The sequence below is a fragment of the Pantoea sp. ACRSC genome, assembly GCF_022346785.1.
Lineage (GTDB): Bacteria > Pseudomonadota > Gammaproteobacteria > Enterobacterales > Enterobacteriaceae > Pantoea > Pantoea alvi.
The window spans coordinates 14,086-32,067 of sequence record NZ_JAKRNN010000019.1 but is presented as its reverse complement, the minus strand read 5'-3'; the positions used below and the strand labels follow the sequence as shown (position 1 = coordinate 32,067).

The following is a 17,982-nucleotide window of genomic DNA, read 5'->3' as shown; positions in this document are numbered from 1 at the left end:
GGTGCAACCCTCTGAAATCGATCCAGCCGGCTCAACCTTGCGGGGAATATTTTTTCGTGCGTCTTGTCGGCAGCGCGCTGGCCGGATCGTCGGGCCAGGGATGGCGGGGATAGCGCCCTTTCATCTCTTTCTGCACTTCCGGATAAGCGCCGCGCCAGAAGGCGGCCAGGTCGCGGGTGATCTGCAGCGGACGCTGCGCGGGCGACAACAGCTCCAGCACCAGCGGCACGCGCCCTTCCGCCACGGCGGGATTGCTCGCCTCGCCGAACATCTCCTGAATGCGCACCGCCAGCACGGGCGGCTTATCGATATGGTAGCAAACAGGCAGTCGGCTTCCGGTTGGCACAGTGTAATGAGTTGGCAGCGCACTATCCAGCCGCTGGCGTTGCGACCATGTCAGCAAATGTAATAGCGCACTGACAAGGTTGACCGCCTGTAGCGATTTGAGATCGCGCACCGCGCCCATCTCCGGCAGCAGCCAGCGGTCGAGCGTCGCCAGCAGCGATTCGTCGTCCACGGCGGGCCAGTTCTCTTCCGGCAGCCACTGCGCCGCGCACTGCAGCCGCACGCGCAGCTGCTGCGCCGCCTCGCTCCAGCCCAGCACCCCCAGCCCCTTTTGCGCCACCCAGCGCAGCATCGCCGCGTGCAGCACCTCAGGTTCCGGACGCGCCATCGGCTGCGCCTTCAGCACCAGCGCGCCAATCTGCTCGCGACGCAGCGCGCGCAGCGTGCCCTTCTCTTCGTCCCACTCGACTTCGGCGCGCACCTCTACCAGCGCCGGCCGCGCCTGGCGCAGCGCGTCGATATCGACCGGCAGCGCCAGCAGCATACGCGCGTCCGGCGTCGCGCTGCCCTGCAGCAGGGCGGGCGCGATCAGCCATTCGTAGCGGTTCAACCCCTCCTGTGCGTCAAGCATCGCCCCCAGGCCGTTGGCGAGCTGGTAGCGGCCGCCGCTGTCGCGCCGCCGCGCCAGCCGATCGCCGAAGCCCGCCGCCAGCAGCGCGGGAAAGCGATCTTCATCGACGCGCCCACCGCTGACGCCGAGCCGCGTCTGCCACTGCTTTGCGCGCCGCAGCCACTGCGGCTGCGGGCGATGCAGCGCGTCGCGCAGATCGGGCGAGCCGCTGCGCGGCGGATCCTCCAGAATCGCCACCAGCAGCGCGGCGCTGGCAGCGGCGTCGGGCGCCTGTCCGGCGGCGCAGAGCACGGCGCTGAGGCGCGGATCGCCGCCGAGCTGCGCCATGCGTCGTCCCGTCGCGCTCAGCTTGCCGCTTTCGTCCAGCGCGCCGAGTCGGGTCAGCAGCTCGCGCGCCGCGCGCAGGTGTTTTTCTGGCGGCGCATCGAGCCAGGTAAGCTGCTCCGGCTGCTGGCAGCCCCACTGCAGCAGCTCGATCCACAGCGCGGCGAGATCGCTGTGCATGATTTCCGCCTCGCTCTGGGCGGCAGCGCGCGACGCCTGCTCTTCGGGGATCAGATGCAGGCAGATGCCGGGCATCAGACGACCGGCGCGGCCGGCACGCTGCGTCATCGACGCCTGGCTGATGCGCTGGGTCAGCAGCCGGGTGACGCCGCTGCGCGCGTCGAACTGCGCGGCGCGCTCCAGCGCGCTGTCCACCACCAGGCGAATGCCTTCAATGGTCAGGCTGGTTTCGGCGATATTGGTGGCAAGCACCACTTTGCGGCGGCCGGGCGGCGCGGGCAGAATGGCGCGGCGCTGCGTCGCCAGCGGCAGGGCGCCATAGAGCGGCGTCAGATCGACATCCTCCGCCACGCGCGACTCCAGCTCGCGTTTCACCCGCTCAATCTCCGCCACGCCGGGCAGAAACAGCAGCAGCGAGCCGCTCTCTTCGCGCAGCAGCTGCGCCGTTTCGCGCGCCACCGCCTCTTCAAAGCGCAGCGTGGTGCTAAGCGAGGCGAAGCGGCGCGTCACGGGATAGCTGCGTCCTTCGGAGACGATTAGCGGCGCGTCGGGCAGCAGCGCCGAGAGGCGCGCGTTGTCCAGCGTCGCCGACATCAGCAGAATTTTCAGATCGTCGCGCAGCCCTTGCTGGACGTCGAGCAGCAGCGCCAGCGCCAGATCGGCCTGCAGGCTGCGCTCGTGGAATTCATCGAGGATCACCAGCGACACGCCGCTCAGCTCGGGGTCGTGCTGCAGCATGCGCGTCAAAATGCCCTCCGTCACCACCTCCAGCCGGGTAGCTGGCCCGACGCAGTTCTCGCCGCGCATACGGTAGCCAACGGTGGCGCCGGGCTGTTCGCCGAGCTGCTCCGCCAGCCGCTGCGCCACGTTGCGCGCCGCCAGCCGCCGCGGCTCCAGCATAATAATGCGCCCCGTCAGGTTCGCCTTCTGCAGCAGCTGCAGCGGCAGCCAGGTTGATTTGCCCGCGCCGGTCGGGGCCGCCAGCAGAATTTGCGGCGCGACGTCGAGCGCCAGAAGCAGGTCGGGCAGCACGGCGCTGACCGGTAAATCACTCACGGCAAACTCCCGTTCAGCCTGTGTTAAGATGGCGCGCATTGTAGCACTCATCCGTGAGGATTGCCGGAGACCGCCATGGAGACGCAACGCCTGTTTTTCGGCATCGGGCTGCCTGATGCGCTGCAGCAGCAGCTGGTGCGCTGGCGCGCCGATCGCTTTGCCGACGACGCCGGCCGCCCCATCGCGGCGGCCAATCTGCACCTGACGCTCGCCTTTCTCGGCGAGGTCAAAAACGAGACCGCGCTAAAGCTGCAACAGCTGGCGGCGCGCATTCAGCAGCCCGGCTTCGATCTCGACCTCGACGACGCCGGCCACTGGCCGCGTCCGGGCGTGGTATGGATCGGCTGCCAGCGGCCGCCGCGCGGCCTGCTGCAGCTCGCCGCTCTGCTGCGCGCCCAGGCCGCGCGCCACGGCTGCGCCCAGAGCGCGCAGCCGTTTCATCCACACGTTACGCTGCTGCGCGACGCCGCCCCACGCATCGCGCTGCCGCCGCGCGACTTTCACTGGCGCTTTCGCGTCGACCATTTTTCGCTGTTTTCCTCGCACTACGCGCGGGGCCGCACGCGCTATCAGGCGCTGGCGAGCTGGCCGCTGAGCTGACTCTGGAGCGCTATGCTGTTTTCACCGCCGTTAAAGCCCGCCCGACTGATTACCCGCTATAAGCGTTTTCTCGCCGACGTGGTGACGCCGGAAGGGGAAACCCTGACGATTCACTGCGCCAACACCGGCGCCATGACCGGCTGTGCCACGCCGGGAGACAGAGTATGGTACTCCACCTCCGACAGCCTGACGCGCAAATACCCGCACAGCTGGGAGCTGACCGAAACGCAGCAGGGCCACTGGATCTGCGTTAATACGCTGCGCGCCAACCAGCTGGTGAAAGAGGCGCTGCTCGCCGCAGCGCTACCGGAATTAGCGGGATACGAACGCTGCCAGGCTGAAGTAAAGTACGGCGCGGAAAAGAGCCGAATCGACTTTCTGCTTCAGGCAGGCGGCAGGCGCAACTGCTATATTGAAGTCAAGTCCGTGACCCTTTTACATCAAGGAAAAGGCTATTTTCCGGATGCGGTGACGGTTCGAGGCCAGAAGCATCTGCGCGAGCTAAGCGCCGTCGCGGCTGCCGGCCATCGGGCTGTTTTGTTGTTTGCGGTTCTGCACTCGGGGATTGAGGACGTCTCCCCCGCGCGTCACATCGATGCACGTTACGCAGACCAACTGGTCCAGGCGCAGCAGGATGGCGTAGAGATTTTGGCCTATCGCGCGGATTTATCACCGGCAGGCCTGTTTCTGAAAAAACCGGTTTCCGTAACCTTGTAATATCTTTTGCAAATTATTGTGGTATGAAGGGTTAACGCGAGGCGCCAAATACGCTGTTCCTCACAGGCTTGTCAAGGTGCGTTCATCAATAATTGCCAACCTTGACTGCTTCTGTTATTTATAGCGGCCTGTTTTTCCCCGTAGGGGGATCGATGTACCCATTTGCGGCAACGCGGCGACACCCGCCAGGCAAAATGTAGATCACTGACTACACTCATCCGCCTGACGCCTAATCGCTGGCGCTGAACCACAAAAGGTATAGTGCGTGTTATCCAGGAGAAACAACATGCAAGAAGGGCAAAACCGTAAAACATCGTCCCTGAGTATTCTCGCCATCGCTGGGGTGGAGCCATACCAGGAGAAGCCGGGCGAAGAGTATATGAACGAAGCCCAGCTGCAACATTTTCGCAAGATTCTGGAAGCCTGGCGCAATCAGCTGCGTGATGAAGTTGACCGTACCGTCTCGCATATGCAGGACGAAGCGGCGAACTTCCCGGATCCGGTTGACCGTGCTGCGCAGGAAGAGGAATTCAGCCTTGAACTGCGCAACCGCGACCGCGAGCGTAAGCTGATCAAGAAGATCGAAAAGACGCTGAAGAAAGTTGAAGATGACGACTTCGGCTACTGCGAATCCTGCGGCGTGGAGATCGGCATTCGCCGTCTGGAAGCGCGTCCGACCGCCGATCTTTGTATCGACTGCAAGACGCTGGCAGAAATCCGCGAAAAACAGATGGCTGGCTAACGCCACGCCTGACTCACCGCACTGCGGAAAAGCACGCTGCTGTGCCGCTGTGCGGTGAATTTTAAAGCCTGTGTCTACGCATCCCTGCATCGGGCGCTTCGCCCCCTCGCCTTCTGGCGACCTCCATTTCGGCTCGCTGATTGCTGCCCTGGGTAGCTATCTGAACGCGCGCGCGCAAAACGGCCGCTGGCTGGTGCGCATTGAAGATATCGATCCGCCGCGCGAAGTCCCCGGCGCCGCCACCCGTATTCTGCAACAGCTGGAGCACTACGGCCTGCACTGGGACGGCGAGGTGCTGTGGCAGTCGCAGCGTCATGACGCCTATCGCGAGGCGCTGGCCTGGCTGCAGGCGCATCGCCAGAGCTATTACTGCACCTGTACCCGTCGCCGCATCCAGCAGATCGGCGGGTTCTATGACGGTCACTGCCGCGATCGCCAGCTGGGGCCGGAAAACGCCGCGCTGCGCCTGCGCCAGCACGCGCCGGTTTTCAGCTTCGAGGATCGGCTGCACGGCCGCTTATCGGTCGATGCGCGCCTGGCGCAGGAAGATTTTATTATTCATCGTCGCGACGGCCTGTTTGCCTACAACCTCGCGGTGGTGGTCGACGACCATTTTCAGGGCGTGACGGAGATTGTGCGCGGCGCGGATTTGATTGAGCCGACGGTGCGGCAGATTGCGCTCTATCAGCAGTTCGGCTGGCCGGTGCCTGACTATCTGCATTTGCCGCTGGCGCTCAACCTGGACGGCAACAAACTGTCGAAGCAGAATCATGCGCCTTCCCTGCCCGCAGGGGATCCGCGACCGCTGCTGGTACAGGCGCTGCGCTTTCTGGGGCAGCCCGTTTCGGCAGGCTGGCAGGATGAAACGCAGGAGAAACTGCTGGAAAGCGCCCTCTCGCAGTGGAATATCGCTTTGATACCCCGGGAGAACGCCCCGAAACCGGCTGAGCCGACAACACCATTCCTAAATGATTCGCAACAGGCTATGATTAGCCGCTGATTTTATTTACACCACTTTACGTCGCTGTCGAGGTGTCCCATTTTTACCCGAGTTGCTAATTTTTGCCGGAAAGTCCTCATGCGTGATGAGGAGGCGCCTGTCGAGGTTGAAACTGAGCGTCATCAGATGACCATTATCCCTCGTGAGAGCCATAACATCTCGCGCAAAGACATTAGCGAAAATGCCCTCAAGGTCCTCTATCGCCTGAACAAAGCAGGCTACGAATCCTATCTGGTGGGCGGTGGCGTTCGCGACCTGCTGCTGGGTAAAAAGCCCAAGGACTTCGATATCACCACCAACGCCACGCCAGAGCAGATGCGCAAGCTGTTCCGCAACTGCCGTCTGGTCGGGCGTCGCTTCCGTCTGGCGCACGTCATGTTCGGCCCTGAAGTGATCGAAGTCGCGACCTTCCGCGGCCATCATCAGACCGAAGAGGATGTTGAAGAGGATCGCAATCAGTCGCAGCGCGCCCAGAGCGGCATGCTGCTGCGCGACAACATCTTTGGCAGCATCGAGGATGATGCGCAGCGCCGCGATCTGACGATCAACAGCCTCTACTATAACGTCGCCGACTTTACGGTACGCGACTACGTCGGCGGCCTGCAGGATCTGCAGCAGGGCATTATCCGCCTGATTGGCGATCCCGAGACGCGCTACCGCGAAGATCCGGTGCGTATGCTGCGCGTGGTGCGCTTCGCCGCCAAGCTGGATATGACCATTGCGGCGGAAACCGCCGAGCCGATCCCGCGTCTCGCCACGCTGCTGCGCGATATTCCGCCGGCGCGCCTGTTTGAAGAGTCGCTGAAGCTGCTGCAGGCGGGCTACGGCTACAGCACCTATGTTAAGCTGCGCGAGTTCCAGCTGTTCCAGCCGCTGTTCCCTACCATCACGCGCAACTTCACCGAAGATGGCGACAGCTATATGGAGCGGATGGTAGCGCAGGTGATGAAAAACACCGATAACCGCATCCATAACGATATGCGCGTCAACCCGGCCTTCCTGTTCGCGGCGATGTTCTGGTATCCGCAGCTTGAGGCGGCGCAGCGCATCGCCCAGGAGAGCGGCCTGACCTATTTCGACGCCTTTGCGATGGCGATGAACGATACGCTGGATGAAGCCTGCCGCGCGCTGGCTATCCCGAAACGCATCACCACGCTGATCCGCGATATCTGGCAGCTGCAGCTGCGCATGTCGCGCCGCCACGGCAAACGCGCCTGGAAGCTGATGGAGCATCCAAAATTCCGCGCCGCCTACGATCTGCTGGCGCTGCGCGCCGAGGTGGAGAATAACCCGGAACTGATCCGCCTCAGCCACTGGTGGGGCGAATTCCAGGCCGCCGCGCCGACGCAGCAGAAAACCATGCTCAATACGCTGGGCGACGACCCGGCGCCGCGCCGCAAAACGCGTCGTCCGCGCCGCCGTCCGGCTGCGCCGCGCCGCGACGGTCAGAGCGCCTCGTGACGCGCGTCTACCTGGCGCTCGGCAGCAATCTTGCCGATCCGCTGCACCAGGTCGACGCGGCGCTGCGGGCGCTGGACGCGCTGCCGGATACGGCGCGCGTTGCCACCTCCTCTTTCTACCGCACGCCGCCTTACGGCCCGCCGGACCAGCCGGATTACCTGAACGCGGCGGTGGCGCTGGAAACCGATCTGGCGCCGGAAGCGCTGCTGGATCATACCCAGCGTATCGAGCTTGAGCACGGTCGCGTACGCAAGGCGGAACGCTGGGGAGCGCGCACGCTTGATATCGATATCCTGCTTTTCGGCCAGCAGCACCTCAACACGCCGCGCCTGATCGTGCCGCACTACGATATGCACAACCGCGCCTTTATGCTGGTGCCGCTGCTGGAGATCGCGCCCGACGCGACGCTGCCGGACGGCCGCCCGCTGCGCGACCTGCTGGCTCGCCTCGACGCCAGCGCCATTCGCCCCTGGCACGGCTGACGCCGCACAGATTGATACGCGGGAGATTCCGCTCTCCCCCGCTATCCAGTACACTGCGCCCATCTGAAATACCTGAGTTGAGAGCGCAATGAAACCCACCACTATTTCTCATCTGCGTCAGTGGAAAGCCAGCGGACGTAAGTTCGCCACCCTGACCGCCTACGATTTCAGCTTTGCCCGCCTGTTCGCCGACGAAGGCATTCAGGTGATGCTGATTGGCGATTCGCTCGGCATGACCGTTCAGGGCCATGAGTCGACGCTGCCGGTCACCGTCGCCGATATTGCCTATCACACCGCCGCCGTCCGCCGCGGCGCGCCGCAGGCGCTGCTGATGGCCGATCTGCCCTTTATGAGCTACGCCACGCCGCAGCAAACCTTCGACAGCGCCGCGCAGCTGATGCGCGCCGGCGCCAATATGGTGAAGCTGGAGGGCGGCGAGTGGCTGGTGGAGACGGTGCGTATGCTGACCGAGCGCGCGGTGCCGGTGTGCGGCCATCTCGGCCTGACGCCGCAGTCGGTGAATATCTTCGGCGGCTATAAGGTGCAGGGCCGCGATGAGGCGGCCGCCGAGCGGCTGCTGGCCGACGCGCTGGCGCTGGAAGCCGCGGGCGCGCAGCTGATGGTGCTGGAGTGCGTGCCGGTTTCGCTGGCGCAGCGCATTACCCAGGCGCTGACAATTCCGGTTATCGGCATTGGCGCGGGCAGCGTCACCGACGGCCAGATTCTGGTGATGCATGACGCCTTCGGCATTACCGGCGGTCATATCCCGAAATTCGCGAAAAACTTTCTCGCGGAGGCGGGCGACATGCGCGCCGCTATCCGTCACTATATCGCCGAAGTCGAAGCGGGAACCTACCCCGCGGCTGAACACAGTTTCCAGTAATCCAGGAGCTTTACCGTGCTGATCATTGAAACGCTGCCGATGCTGCGCCGTGAAATTCGTCGCTGGCGGCAGCAGGGAAAACGCATCGCGCTGGTGCCGACCATGGGCAACCTGCATGACGGTCATCTGACGCTGGTGGACGAGGCGCGCGAGCGCGGCGATATTGTCGTGGTGTCGATTTTCGTTAACCCAATGCAGTTCGATCGCGCCGACGATCTGGCGCGCTATCCGCGTACGCTGCAGGAGGACTGCGAGAAACTTAACCGGCGTAAGGTCGACGTGGTGTTCGCACCTTCGCCTGCGGAGGTTTATCCGCACGGGCTGGCGAACCAGACATTCGTCGAGGTGCCGGTGCTGTCATCGCTGCTGGAAGGCGCAAGCCGTCCCGGCCACTTTCGCGGCGTCGCCACCATCGTCAGCAAGCTGTTTAATCTGGTGCAGCCCGATATCGCCTGTTTCGGCGAAAAGGATTTTCAGCAGCTGGCGATTATCCGCAAGATGGTGGCGGATATGGGCTTCGATATCGAGATTGTCGGCGTACCAACGGTGCGCGCCAAAGATGGTCTGGCGCTCAGCTCGCGCAACGGCTATCTCACCGACGACGAGCGTCAGCTTGCGCCTGCGCTGGCGCAGGTGATGAACGGGATGGCGGCGCGCCTCGCTAACGGCGAACGCCATATCGAAGAGATTATCGAAGCCGCCGAGGCAGAACTTGGCGAGAAGGGTTTGCGTCCGGACGGACTGGCGATTTGCGACGCCGATACGCTGGAGCCGCTGACGGTCGAGAGCCGTCGTGCGGTGATCCTGATGGCGGCATGGCTGGGCAAAGCGCGTCTTATTGATAATCAACAGGTCGACCTCACGCAGTAAGCGGGGTCGTTTTCAGGCAGAACAACAAGGTCTTCTGGTTATGATACGTACCGTTTTACAAGGCAAGCTGCATCGCGTGAAGGTGACCCAGGCGGATTTACACTATGAGGGCTCCTGCGCCATCGATCAGGATTTCCTCGACGCCTCTGGCATCCTGCAGTATGAAGCCATCGATATCTATAACGTCACCAACGGCCAGCGCTTTTCCACCTACGCTATCGCCGCCGAACGCGGATCGAAGATTATTTCGGTAAACGGCGCGGCGGCACGCTGCGCCTGCGAAGGCGATATCCTGATTATCTGCTCTTACGTGCAGGTGGAGGATGCGGAAGCGCGCCAGTGGCAGCCGAAGGTAGCCTATTTTGAGGGCGACAATCAGATGAAGCGTCTGGCGAAGGCGCTGCCGGTGCAGGTCGCCTGAGGGGCGGTGCTGACGTGGGCGGCGTGAACCGATCGCAAAGACGCAAAAGATGGCATCCCTGCCCGCTCGGCCCACGCCTTCCATGGCGTGGGACGCTTTGCTCTTCGGTTCACGTCGCCCACTTGTCAGGCTTTTGAGCCGTCTGGCAAAAAAAAGCAGCCATCCGGCTGCTTTTTTTATCAGGTGCGCAGGCCGCGTCCGCGCTGAATCAGCGTGTAGACCAGAATATAAAACACCAGGATAAAGGCGATCAGCACCGACAGGGTAAATACCAGCGGCACGTCGTTGATGCCGAGGAAGCCGAAGCGGAAGCCGCTGATCATATAGACCACCGGGTTAAGCTTCGACACCGCCTGCCAGAACGGCGGCAGCAGCGTCAGCGAATAGAACACCCCGCCCAGATAGGTCAGCGGCGTCAGCACAAAGGTCGGGATCAGGCTGATATCGTCGAAGGTGCGCGCGAATACCGCGTTCAGCAGGCCAGCCAGCGAAAAGAGGATCGCCGTCAGCAGCAGCGTCAGCGCCACCATCGGCCAGGAGTGAACGTGGAACGGCACGAAAAACAGCGAAACCGCCGTGACCAGCACCCCGACGCAGAGACCGCGCGCCACGCCGCCGCCGACATAGCCGGCAATAATGATATGCGTCGGCACCGGTGCCACCAGCAGCTCTTCAATATTGCGCTGAAACTTGGCGCTGAAGAACGACGAGGCGACGTTGGCGTAGGCGTTGGTGATCACCGCCATCATAATCAGGCCCGGCACGATAAACTGCATATAGCTGAAGCCGTGCATATCGCCGATGCGCGAGCCGATCAGGTTGCCGAAAATAATAAAATAGAGCGTCATGGTGATCACCGGCGGCACCAGCGTCTGGATCCAGATGCGCGCGAAACGGTTAATCTCCTTGGCCCAAATACTCTTAAGCGCCACCCAGTACAAATGTGTCATGCTTTTACTCCTTTACCCTGCACCAGGCTGACAAACAGCTCTTCCAGGCGGTTCGCCTTGTTACGCATGCTTAATACCTGCACGCCCTGCGCGCTCAGCTGGCCGAACACGCTGTTCAGACCCTGTTCGCGCATAACTTCAACCTCCAGCGTGGAGGCGTCCACCAGACGATACTGGAACCCTTCCAGCGTCGGCAGCGCGCTGCCCGGCGCCAGATCGAGAATAAAGGTTTCCGACTGCAGCTTGGCCAGCAGTCCCTTCATCGAGGTGTTCTCCACCAGCTCGCCGCTCTGGATAATGCCGATGTTGCGGCACAGCATCTCTGCCTCTTCCAGATAGTGCGTGGTCAAAATAATGGTGGTGCCTTTTTCGTTCAGCTCTTTAAGGAAGGTCCACATCGAGCGACGCAGCTCGATATCGACGCCTGCCGTCGGTTCGTCGAGGATCAGCAGCTTCGGCTCATGCATCAGCGCGCGGGCGATCATCAGACGGCGCTTCATGCCGCCGGAGAGCATCCGCGCGCGCTCGTTGCGCTTGCCCCAGAGATCGAGCTGCGTCAGATACTTCTCTGCGCGCTGCTGCGCATCGCGGCGCTCTACCCCGTAGTAGCCCGCCTGGTTCACCACAATTTGCTGCACGGTCTCGAACGGATTGAAGTTAAACTCCTGCGGCACCAGGCCGAGCTGGCGTTTGGCGTTCACCACCTCTTTTTCGAGGTCGTAGCCGAACACCCGTACGCTGCCGCCAGATTTGTTCACCAGCGAACTGATAATTCCGATGGTGGTCGATTTGCCCGCGCCGTTTGGCCCCAGCAGCGCATAAAAATCGCCGGCTTCGACCTTAAGATCTATGCCCTTCAGCGCCTGCACGCCGCCGGAATAGGTCTTGGTCAGCCGGGAAAGTTCCAGTGCATAAGTCATTCCGAATCCATATCCTGTTTTAATGTCGGTGAGTCGCGATAGACATAGCGAGCCGCTGGCTGACGCGATGTCGCCGCAACGTTGCTACTTATGATGAGCCACCCTGAGCGTAAAATCTTCCTGGGTGGGCATTTTTTTGCGGAGGTGAAGGCTGAACTCCTGAATCGGAGCACAGCCTACACCAGGCCGAGGCGGTCGGCCTTGGAAGATCGTGCGGTCAGGCTCAGGATTCGAGCGGCACCACTTTGCCGATAAAGGGCAGATGACGATAGCGCTGGGCGTAGTCGATGCCGAAGCCGACCACGAACTCGTCAGGAATGGTGAAACCGACATACTCCACCGTTACTTCTACTTCGCGACGCTCGGGCTTATCCAGCAGCGTGCAGATGGCGAGAGATTTCGGCTCGCGCAGGCGCAGGATCTCGCGCACCTTGCTCAGCGTATTGCCGGAGTCGATGATATCTTCGACAATCAGCACATCTTTGCCGCGAATATCTTCATCGAGATCCTTGAGGATTTTTACGTCGCGCGAGCTGGACATGCCGCTGCCGTAGCTGGAGGCGGTCATAAAGTCGACTTCGTGAGGCACCTCGACGGCGCGGCAGAGATCGGCCATAAACATAAAGGAGCCGCGCAGCAGACCGACCAGCACCATCTCGCAGCCGCTGTCGCGATAGCGCTCGGAAATCTCTTTACCCAGTTCGGCAATGCGCGTTGCGATCGCCTCTTCGGAAATCATCACTTCAACAGTATGTTTCAAAACCTGTACTTCTCGTTGATTTTAAAGGGATCGTTCATCCTCAGCAGCGGATGAACAGAGAGAACCCGCACAGACCTGAGCGGGTAGCGATTCGCAGGAGAGTATCACAGCTTGCCAGACGCGGCGAGATGCAGCGCTAAGCCGCCGTCAGGCTCAGGGTACGCAGATGATATAAACTTAGAACTTACCGGCCTTTAACAGAACATTCCGCTGCGTGTTAGCTTATGACCAACATATCGTTACCTTACATCTGCGCTGAGCAGGAGATCCCATGTCCCATAACTCCAGTAAAAAAACCCATATTGGCGATCGTAAGCTGCATCCCGAAACCCAGATGCTTAACTACGGCTACGATCCGCGCCTGTCGGAAGGTGCGGTCAAACCGCCGGTCTTTCTGACCTCGACCTTTGTCTTTAACAGCGCCGAAGAGGGGCGTGACTTCTTTGATTATGTGGCGGGACGGCGTGAACCGCCGGAAGGCAAAAGCGGCGGGCTGGTCTATTCGCGCTTTAACCATCCCAACAGCGAAATCGTTGAAGATCGGCTGGCGATCTATGAAGAGGCGGAGAGCTGCGCCCTGTTCTCGTCGGGCATATCGGCCATCTCTACCACGCTGCTGACCTTTGCGCGCCCGGGCGATGTGATCCTGCACTCGCAGCCGCTCTACGGCGGCACCGAGACGCTGCTGAGCAAAACGCTGCATAACCTGAATATTGAGCCGGTGGGCTTCAGCGACGGCACCGATGAAGAGAAAGTGCGCGCCGCCGCGCAGACGGCGCTGAGCAAGGGTCGCGTCGCGCTGATCCTGATCGAGACGCCGGCCAACCCCACCAACAGCCTGGTCGATATTGCGCTGATCGCGCGCATCGCTGATGAGATTGGCCAGCAGCAGGGATCGCGTCCGGTGGTCGCCTGCGACAATACCCTGCTCGGCCCGCTGTTTCAGCGTCCGCTGAACTTCGGCGCCGATATTTCGCTCTACTCGCTGACCAAATATGTCGGCGGTCACTCCGACCTGATTGCCGGCGCGGCGATGGGCAGCAAGGCGCTGATTACCCAGATACGCTCGCTGCGCAGCGCCATCGGCACCCAGCTCGATCCCCACTCCAGCTGGATGATTGGCCGTTCGCTGGAGACGCTGTCGCTGCGCATGGAGAAGGCCTGGCAGAACGCCGAGGCGGTGGCCGCCTTTTTGCGCGACCATGAAAAGGTGGCGAAGCTGCAGTGGCTGCCCTACCTCGACGAGAACAGCGCCGAAGGCCGTACTTTCCGCCAGCAGTGCAGCGGCGCCGGTTCGACCTTCTCATTTGATATTGTGGGCGGACAGCCCGCCGCCTTCCGTTTCCTTAACGCGCTGGGGCTGTTTAAACAGGCGGTGAGCCTGGGCGGCACCGAGTCCCTTGCCAGCCACCCCGGCAGCACCACCCATTCTGGCGTGCCGGAGGCGGTCAGGCAGCGCATCGGCATCAGCGACGCCACTATCCGCCTCTCTATCGGCATCGAGAACGCCGGCGATCTGGTGGAAGATATTCGCCTGGCGCTCGAGAAAGCCTGATTAGCCGACGGTGAAGCCCAGCATCATGCCGGTGTCTTCATGCTCGAGCAGGTGGCAGTGCGCCATATAGGCGTGTTCGGCGGCGGCGCGGTGGTCAAAGCGCACCAGCACTTCGCTGCGCCAGCCGTCGACATTGACCATATCTTTCCAGCCCTGCCGGTGCGGCGCAGGCGGCTTGCCGTTTTCTGAAAGAATGCGGAACTGCGTGCCGTGGATATGGAAGGGATGCAGCATCTTGTCGCCTTCGCCGGAGATGGTCCATTTTTCCAGCTGGCCGGGCGTAACGTTAAACATCGGCTTCGCCATATTAAAGGCCTGGCCGTTGATCTTGTTGCCGCTGTGGGAATCGTAGCCCTGGGCTGCGCCGCCGCCGTGCGCGTCATGCGTCGACATATCGTGACCGTTCATCGCCATCCCCTCATGGCCGCCCATCGCCTCATGGCCGCCAGCTGCCGGCATGGCGTGATGGCCGCCCGCCTTGCCCATCGCTTTATCGCCGTAGCGCTGCATCAGCGCCGCCATGCCCTGCCGATCGAGCTGCGGATCCATCATTAGCTGCAGCCAGCGTGCGTTAGCGCCTTCCGCCGAGGGAACCGGCGGCAGCTGCACCAGACTATCCGGCAGCGTCGCGCTCGCCATTACGCGCAGCGGCAGGATCTGCACCAGCGGCAGCGGCTGGTCGAACGGCGCCAGCGTCATGCCCATCTGCTCAACCGGCAGAGTGACGATATCGAAGGTTTTGCCGTCAGAGGTATCGACCATCACCTCGAAGCGTTCTCCCGGCAGCAGCGGCAGCGACGTCACCTTCACCGGCTCCGCCAGCAGGCCGCCGTCGCTGCCGATAACATAGAGCGGTCGGTTGTCGCTGGCGGCGATATGCAGCGAGCGCGCGTTGCAGCCATTCAGCAGGCGCAGGCGCAGCCAGCCGCGCGGCACCGCCTGCTGCGGATACTGTACGCCGTTGGTCAGCATCATATCGCCGAACCAGCCTACCGCGGCGCTCATGATATCGAGCTGATAGTCGATGCGGCTGCCGTCCTGGGTTAGCCGCTTGTCCTGGAAAATCAGCGGCACATCGTCTGAGCCCCACTGCGACGGCAGGCGCAGCTTGTCGGTTTCCTCATCCTGCAGCAGGATCAGGCCCGCCAGCCCTTGCGCCACCTGATGGCCGGTTTTGCCATGCAAATGGGGATGGAACCAGCAGGTAGCGGCGGGCTGATCTGGCGTAAAGCTGACCTGGCGCGTCGCACCCGGTTCAATACGCGCCATCGGCCCGCCGTCGACGTCGCCGGGGATCGCCAGCCCGTGCCAGTGCAGCGTGGTCGCTTCCGGCAGGCGGTTAAGGATATTAACCGTGGCCTGCTTGCCGCGGCGCAGCACGATGGCTGGCCCCAGCAGCGCGCCGTTGTAGCCCCATGTCGGCACCTCCTTGCCCTGCCACTGGCTGGTGCCGGTCATGGCGGTGATCTGGATCTGGCCGCGCGGATCTGACTCCAGCCGTGAAGGAATCGGCAGCAGCGGACGGCTGGCCGCCATCAGGGATCGACTCCAGAGCGGCAGCGCCCCGGCCGCGCTCAGCGCTGCGGTCAGTTTGAGAAAGTGGCGACGATGCATAGCTTATTCATCCGTGTGATAAGGGAACCACAGCCTAAACCCTTCCCCTGCGGGAGGGTCAAGCCCTGTTAGCGGAAACGCCTGAAAAAAGTGCTCGAGCGGCCTTCCAGCGGCAAAATAATCGGAATCCTGCCAGTCACTGTGCTATCGTCACATGATGATTAATGAATGAGAATTACTATGAAGAAAAGCATCAGGATCCTGTTACTGCTGGCAGGACTCTTTGGCTTCTCCTCCACCAGCTTCGCACTAAGCGAATCCGAAGCAGAAGATCTGGCCGATCTCACCGCGGTATTCGTTTACCTGAAAAATGATTGCGGCTATCAGGATCTGCCTGATGCGCAAATCCGCAAAGCTCTGGTGTTTTTCGCCCAGCAGAACCGCTGGGATTTGAGTAATTACGCGGCCTACAACATGAAGGCGCTTGGCGAAGCGAGCTATAAAGATCTGAGCGGCATCGCCATTACCAACGACAAGAAGTGCAAGTCGCTGGCGCGCGACTCCCTCAGCCTGCTCGCCTACGTTAAATAAGCCGCACGCCCGCCTTAACGCCGTTCATTTGACCGTGCATGCACGGTCACTCCTGGTTATGATGTGCCGCTCTTTTTCATGGCCAAGTCATCAGAGAGGAGCCCACCATGGCGCAAAAAGAAATGTGGTATGAAACCCTTCATGCCGGTTTCGGACAATATTTCACGGTCGATAAAGAGCTGTACCGGGAAAAGACCGCGCATCAGGATTTAATCATCTTCGAAAACGCGCAGATGGGCCGCGTAATGGCGCTGGACGGCGTGGTGCAGACCACCGAGCGCGACGAATTTATCTATCACGAAATGATGACGCACGTGCCGCTGCTGGCGCACGGCGCGGCGAAGCGCGTGCTGATTATCGGCGGCGGCGACGGCGCGATGCTGCGCGAGGTGGCGCGTCATCGGCAGCTGGAAAGCATAACGATGGTAGAGATTGACGCCGGCGTAGTGACTTTTTGCCAGCAATATCTCCCTAATCACAGCCAGGGCGCTTATCAGGATCCGCGTCTCAATCTGGTGATCGACGATGGCGTAAACTTCGTCAGCCAGACTCAGGAAAAATTCGATGTGATCATCTCCGACTGCACCGATCCTGTCGGACCGGGCGAGAGCCTGTTCACCTCAGAATTTTACGCTGGCTGCAAAAACGCCCTTAATCCTGGCGGCATTTTCGTGGCGCAGAACGGCGTCTGCTTTCTGCAGCAGGAGGAAGCGATCAACAGCCATCGTAAACTCAGCCACTATTTCGCAGACGTCAGTTTTTATCAGGCGGCGATCCCGACCTACTACGGCGGCATTATGACTTTCGCCTGGGCAAGCGATAATCCGGCGCTGCGTCACCTTGACCTCGCCACGCTGCAAACGCGTTTCGCGGCGTCGGGCCTGACCTGCCGCTACTATAACCCGGCTATCCATGCCGGCAGCTTTGCGCTGCCGCAGTACCTGCTGACCGCCCTGTCCGCTGAACAGCCTTTATAAGGAGGTGAACCAAATTGCAAAAGCTTAAACTGCATGGCTTCAACAACCTGACCAAAAGCCTGAGTTTTTGTATTTACGATATTTGTTATGCGAATACTGAAGCCGAACGCGATGGCTATATCGCCTATATCGATGAGCAATACAATGCCAATCGCCTGACGGAGATCCTGACGGAAACCTGTTCGATTATCGGCGCGAACGTGCTTAATATTGCGCGCCAGGATTATGAACCGCAGGGCGCCAGCGTCACCATTCTGGTGAGCGAAGAGCCGATCGATCCAAAGGATATCGACAATTCAGAGCATCCTGGTCCGCTGCCTAATTCCGTTGTGGCGCACCTGGACAAGAGCCATATCTGCGTGCACACCTATCCGGAAAGCCATCCTGAAGGCGGCCTGTGCACCTTCCGTGCGGATATCGAAGTCTCAACCTGCGGCGTGATCTCCCCGCTGAAGGCGCTGAACTACCTGATCCACCAGCTGGAGTCCGATATCGTTACCGTCGACTACCGCGTGCGCGGCTTTACCCGCGACGTAAACGGCGTGAAACACTTTATCGACCATGAGATTAACTCGATCCAGAACTTTATGTCGGAAGATATGAAGGCGATGTATGACATGGTGGATGTGAACGTCTATCAGGAAAATATCTTTCACACCAAGATGTTGCTGAAAGAGTTCGACCTGAAGCACTACCTGTTCAATACCCGCCCTGAAGATCTCAGCCCGGCGGAACACAAACGCATTACCGACCTGCTGTGGAAGGAGATGCGCGAGATTTACTACGGCCGCAATATTCCGGCTGTGGGCCTGAAGACCTTTTAATGACCAGGCGCGCGATGTCACGCCATAGCGGCAGACGCGCGCCGATTTCTTTGGGGGTTTTAATTTCTAAGCTGCCTGTACGGCAGTGAACGGTTACCTTACCAAACTAACCTGCTCATATCCCACTAAAAAGCAGCAATATTGAGCCAAAACCCCTTTTATCAGGCACGCACTGCCGCGCCTTATTTTCCAATAAATT

Annotated in this window: 18 protein-coding genes; 13 read left to right on the top strand and 5 right to left on the bottom strand. The window is 61.0% G+C overall.

Going from position 1 to position 17,982, the window contains the following annotated elements; translation table 11 throughout:
• Positions 1-31: 31 nt before the first annotated feature.
• On the bottom strand, positions 32-2,515 hold the full coding sequence (gene hrpB / locus MHZ97_RS16980; protein ID WP_239315183.1) for an ATP-dependent helicase HrpB: 2,484 nt from the start codon (positions 2,513-2,515) through the stop codon (positions 32-34).
• Positions 2,516-2,551: 36 nt separating this feature from the next.
• Here hrpB and thpR point away from each other — a divergent pair, with 36 nt between their 5' ends.
• The 9 genes from thpR (at position 2,552) to panD (ending at position 9,652) form a co-directional block, all read left to right on the top strand.
• The gene (gene thpR / locus MHZ97_RS16975) at positions 2,552-3,076 is read left to right on the top strand and encodes an RNA 2',3'-cyclic phosphodiesterase (RefSeq protein ID WP_239315182.1); all 525 of its coding nucleotides are present in this window, start codon (positions 2,552-2,554) and stop codon (positions 3,074-3,076) included.
• A gap of 12 nt (positions 3,077-3,088) precedes the next feature.
• Entirely contained in the window at positions 3,089-3,793 is a 705-nt protein-coding gene (sfsA, locus tag MHZ97_RS16970) for a DNA/RNA nuclease SfsA (protein WP_103793982.1), read from the top strand.
• A gap of 286 nt (positions 3,794-4,079) precedes the next feature.
• A complete protein-coding gene (dksA, locus tag MHZ97_RS16965) occupies positions 4,080-4,535 on the top strand; it encodes an RNA polymerase-binding protein DksA (protein ID WP_033749555.1) in 456 nt (151 codons plus the stop codon).
• A 70-nt stretch (positions 4,536-4,605) separates the two neighbouring features.
• Positions 4,606-5,535 (top strand): tRNA glutamyl-Q(34) synthetase GluQRS, encoded by a 930-nt coding sequence (gene gluQRS, locus MHZ97_RS16960; protein ID WP_239315181.1) that lies wholly within the window; start codon positions 4,606-4,608, stop codon positions 5,533-5,535.
• Between the two features lie 39 nt (positions 5,536-5,574).
• The gene (gene pcnB / locus MHZ97_RS16955; protein WP_239315197.1) at positions 5,575-6,996 is read left to right on the top strand and encodes a polynucleotide adenylyltransferase PcnB; all 1,422 of its coding nucleotides are present in this window, start codon (positions 5,575-5,577) and stop codon (positions 6,994-6,996) included.
• Positions 6,993-7,478, top strand: coding sequence for a 2-amino-4-hydroxy-6-hydroxymethyldihydropteridine diphosphokinase (gene folK, locus MHZ97_RS16950; protein ID WP_103793979.1), 486 nt, complete (start codon positions 6,993-6,995; stop codon positions 7,476-7,478). Before pcnB ends, folK begins: the two co-directional genes overlap by 4 nt.
• An 88-nt stretch (positions 7,479-7,566) precedes the next feature.
• Entirely contained in the window at positions 7,567-8,361 is a 795-nt protein-coding gene (gene panB / locus MHZ97_RS16945; protein ID WP_103793978.1) for a 3-methyl-2-oxobutanoate hydroxymethyltransferase, read from the top strand.
• A 15-nt stretch (positions 8,362-8,376) separates the two neighbouring features.
• Positions 8,377-9,231, top strand: a complete 855-nt coding sequence (gene panC / locus MHZ97_RS16940) for a pantoate--beta-alanine ligase (protein WP_103793977.1) — start codon at positions 8,377-8,379, stop codon at positions 9,229-9,231.
• 40 nt (positions 9,232-9,271) lie between these two features.
• A complete protein-coding gene (panD, locus tag MHZ97_RS16935; protein ID WP_103793976.1) occupies positions 9,272-9,652 on the top strand; it encodes an aspartate 1-decarboxylase in 381 nt (126 codons plus the stop codon).
• A 179-nt stretch (positions 9,653-9,831) separates the two neighbouring features.
• Here panD and MHZ97_RS16930 read toward each other — a convergent pair whose 3' ends face one another.
• The 3 genes from MHZ97_RS16930 to hpt all read right to left on the bottom strand — a co-directional run bounded on the left by MHZ97_RS16930 (position 9,832) and on the right by hpt (position 12,282).
• On the bottom strand, positions 9,832-10,602 hold the full coding sequence (locus MHZ97_RS16930; RefSeq protein ID WP_103793975.1) for an ABC transporter permease: 771 nt from the start codon (positions 10,600-10,602) through the stop codon (positions 9,832-9,834).
• The gene (locus MHZ97_RS16925; RefSeq protein ID WP_103793974.1) at positions 10,599-11,522 is read right to left on the bottom strand and encodes an ABC transporter ATP-binding protein; all 924 of its coding nucleotides are present in this window, start codon (positions 11,520-11,522) and stop codon (positions 10,599-10,601) included. The genes MHZ97_RS16930 and MHZ97_RS16925 overlap by 4 nt, the downstream gene beginning before the upstream one ends.
• 223 nt (positions 11,523-11,745) lie before the next feature.
• Complete coding sequence (gene hpt, locus MHZ97_RS16920) at positions 11,746-12,282, bottom strand: hypoxanthine phosphoribosyltransferase (RefSeq protein ID WP_239315180.1); 537 nt, start codon at positions 12,280-12,282, stop codon at positions 11,746-11,748.
• 271 nt (positions 12,283-12,553) lie between these two features.
• On the opposite strand from hpt, the gene MHZ97_RS16915 reads away from it, so the two are divergent.
• On the top strand, positions 12,554-13,837 hold the full coding sequence (locus MHZ97_RS16915; RefSeq protein ID WP_239315179.1) for a cystathionine gamma-synthase family protein: 1,284 nt from the start codon (positions 12,554-12,556) through the stop codon (positions 13,835-13,837).
• On the opposite strand, the gene cueO is transcribed toward MHZ97_RS16915, so the two are convergent.
• The gene (gene cueO / locus MHZ97_RS16910; RefSeq protein WP_239315178.1) at positions 13,838-15,451 is read right to left on the bottom strand and encodes a multicopper oxidase CueO; all 1,614 of its coding nucleotides are present in this window, start codon (positions 15,449-15,451) and stop codon (positions 13,838-13,840) included. It lies immediately after the preceding gene.
• A gap of 180 nt (positions 15,452-15,631) precedes the next feature.
• On the opposite strand from cueO, the gene MHZ97_RS16905 reads away from it, so the two are divergent.
• The 3 genes from MHZ97_RS16905 to speD all read left to right on the top strand — a co-directional run bounded on the left by MHZ97_RS16905 (position 15,632) and on the right by speD (position 17,783).
• Positions 15,632-15,982 (top strand): YacC family pilotin-like protein, encoded by a 351-nt coding sequence (locus MHZ97_RS16905; RefSeq protein WP_239315177.1) that lies wholly within the window; start codon positions 15,632-15,634, stop codon positions 15,980-15,982.
• A gap of 107 nt (positions 15,983-16,089) precedes the next feature.
• Positions 16,090-16,959, top strand: coding sequence for a polyamine aminopropyltransferase (gene speE, locus MHZ97_RS16900; RefSeq protein WP_239315176.1), 870 nt, complete (start codon positions 16,090-16,092; stop codon positions 16,957-16,959).
• 14 nt (positions 16,960-16,973) lie between these two features.
• Entirely contained in the window at positions 16,974-17,783 is an 810-nt protein-coding gene (speD, locus tag MHZ97_RS16895) for an adenosylmethionine decarboxylase (RefSeq protein WP_103793968.1), read from the top strand.
• Positions 17,784-17,982 lie beyond the last annotated feature (199 nt).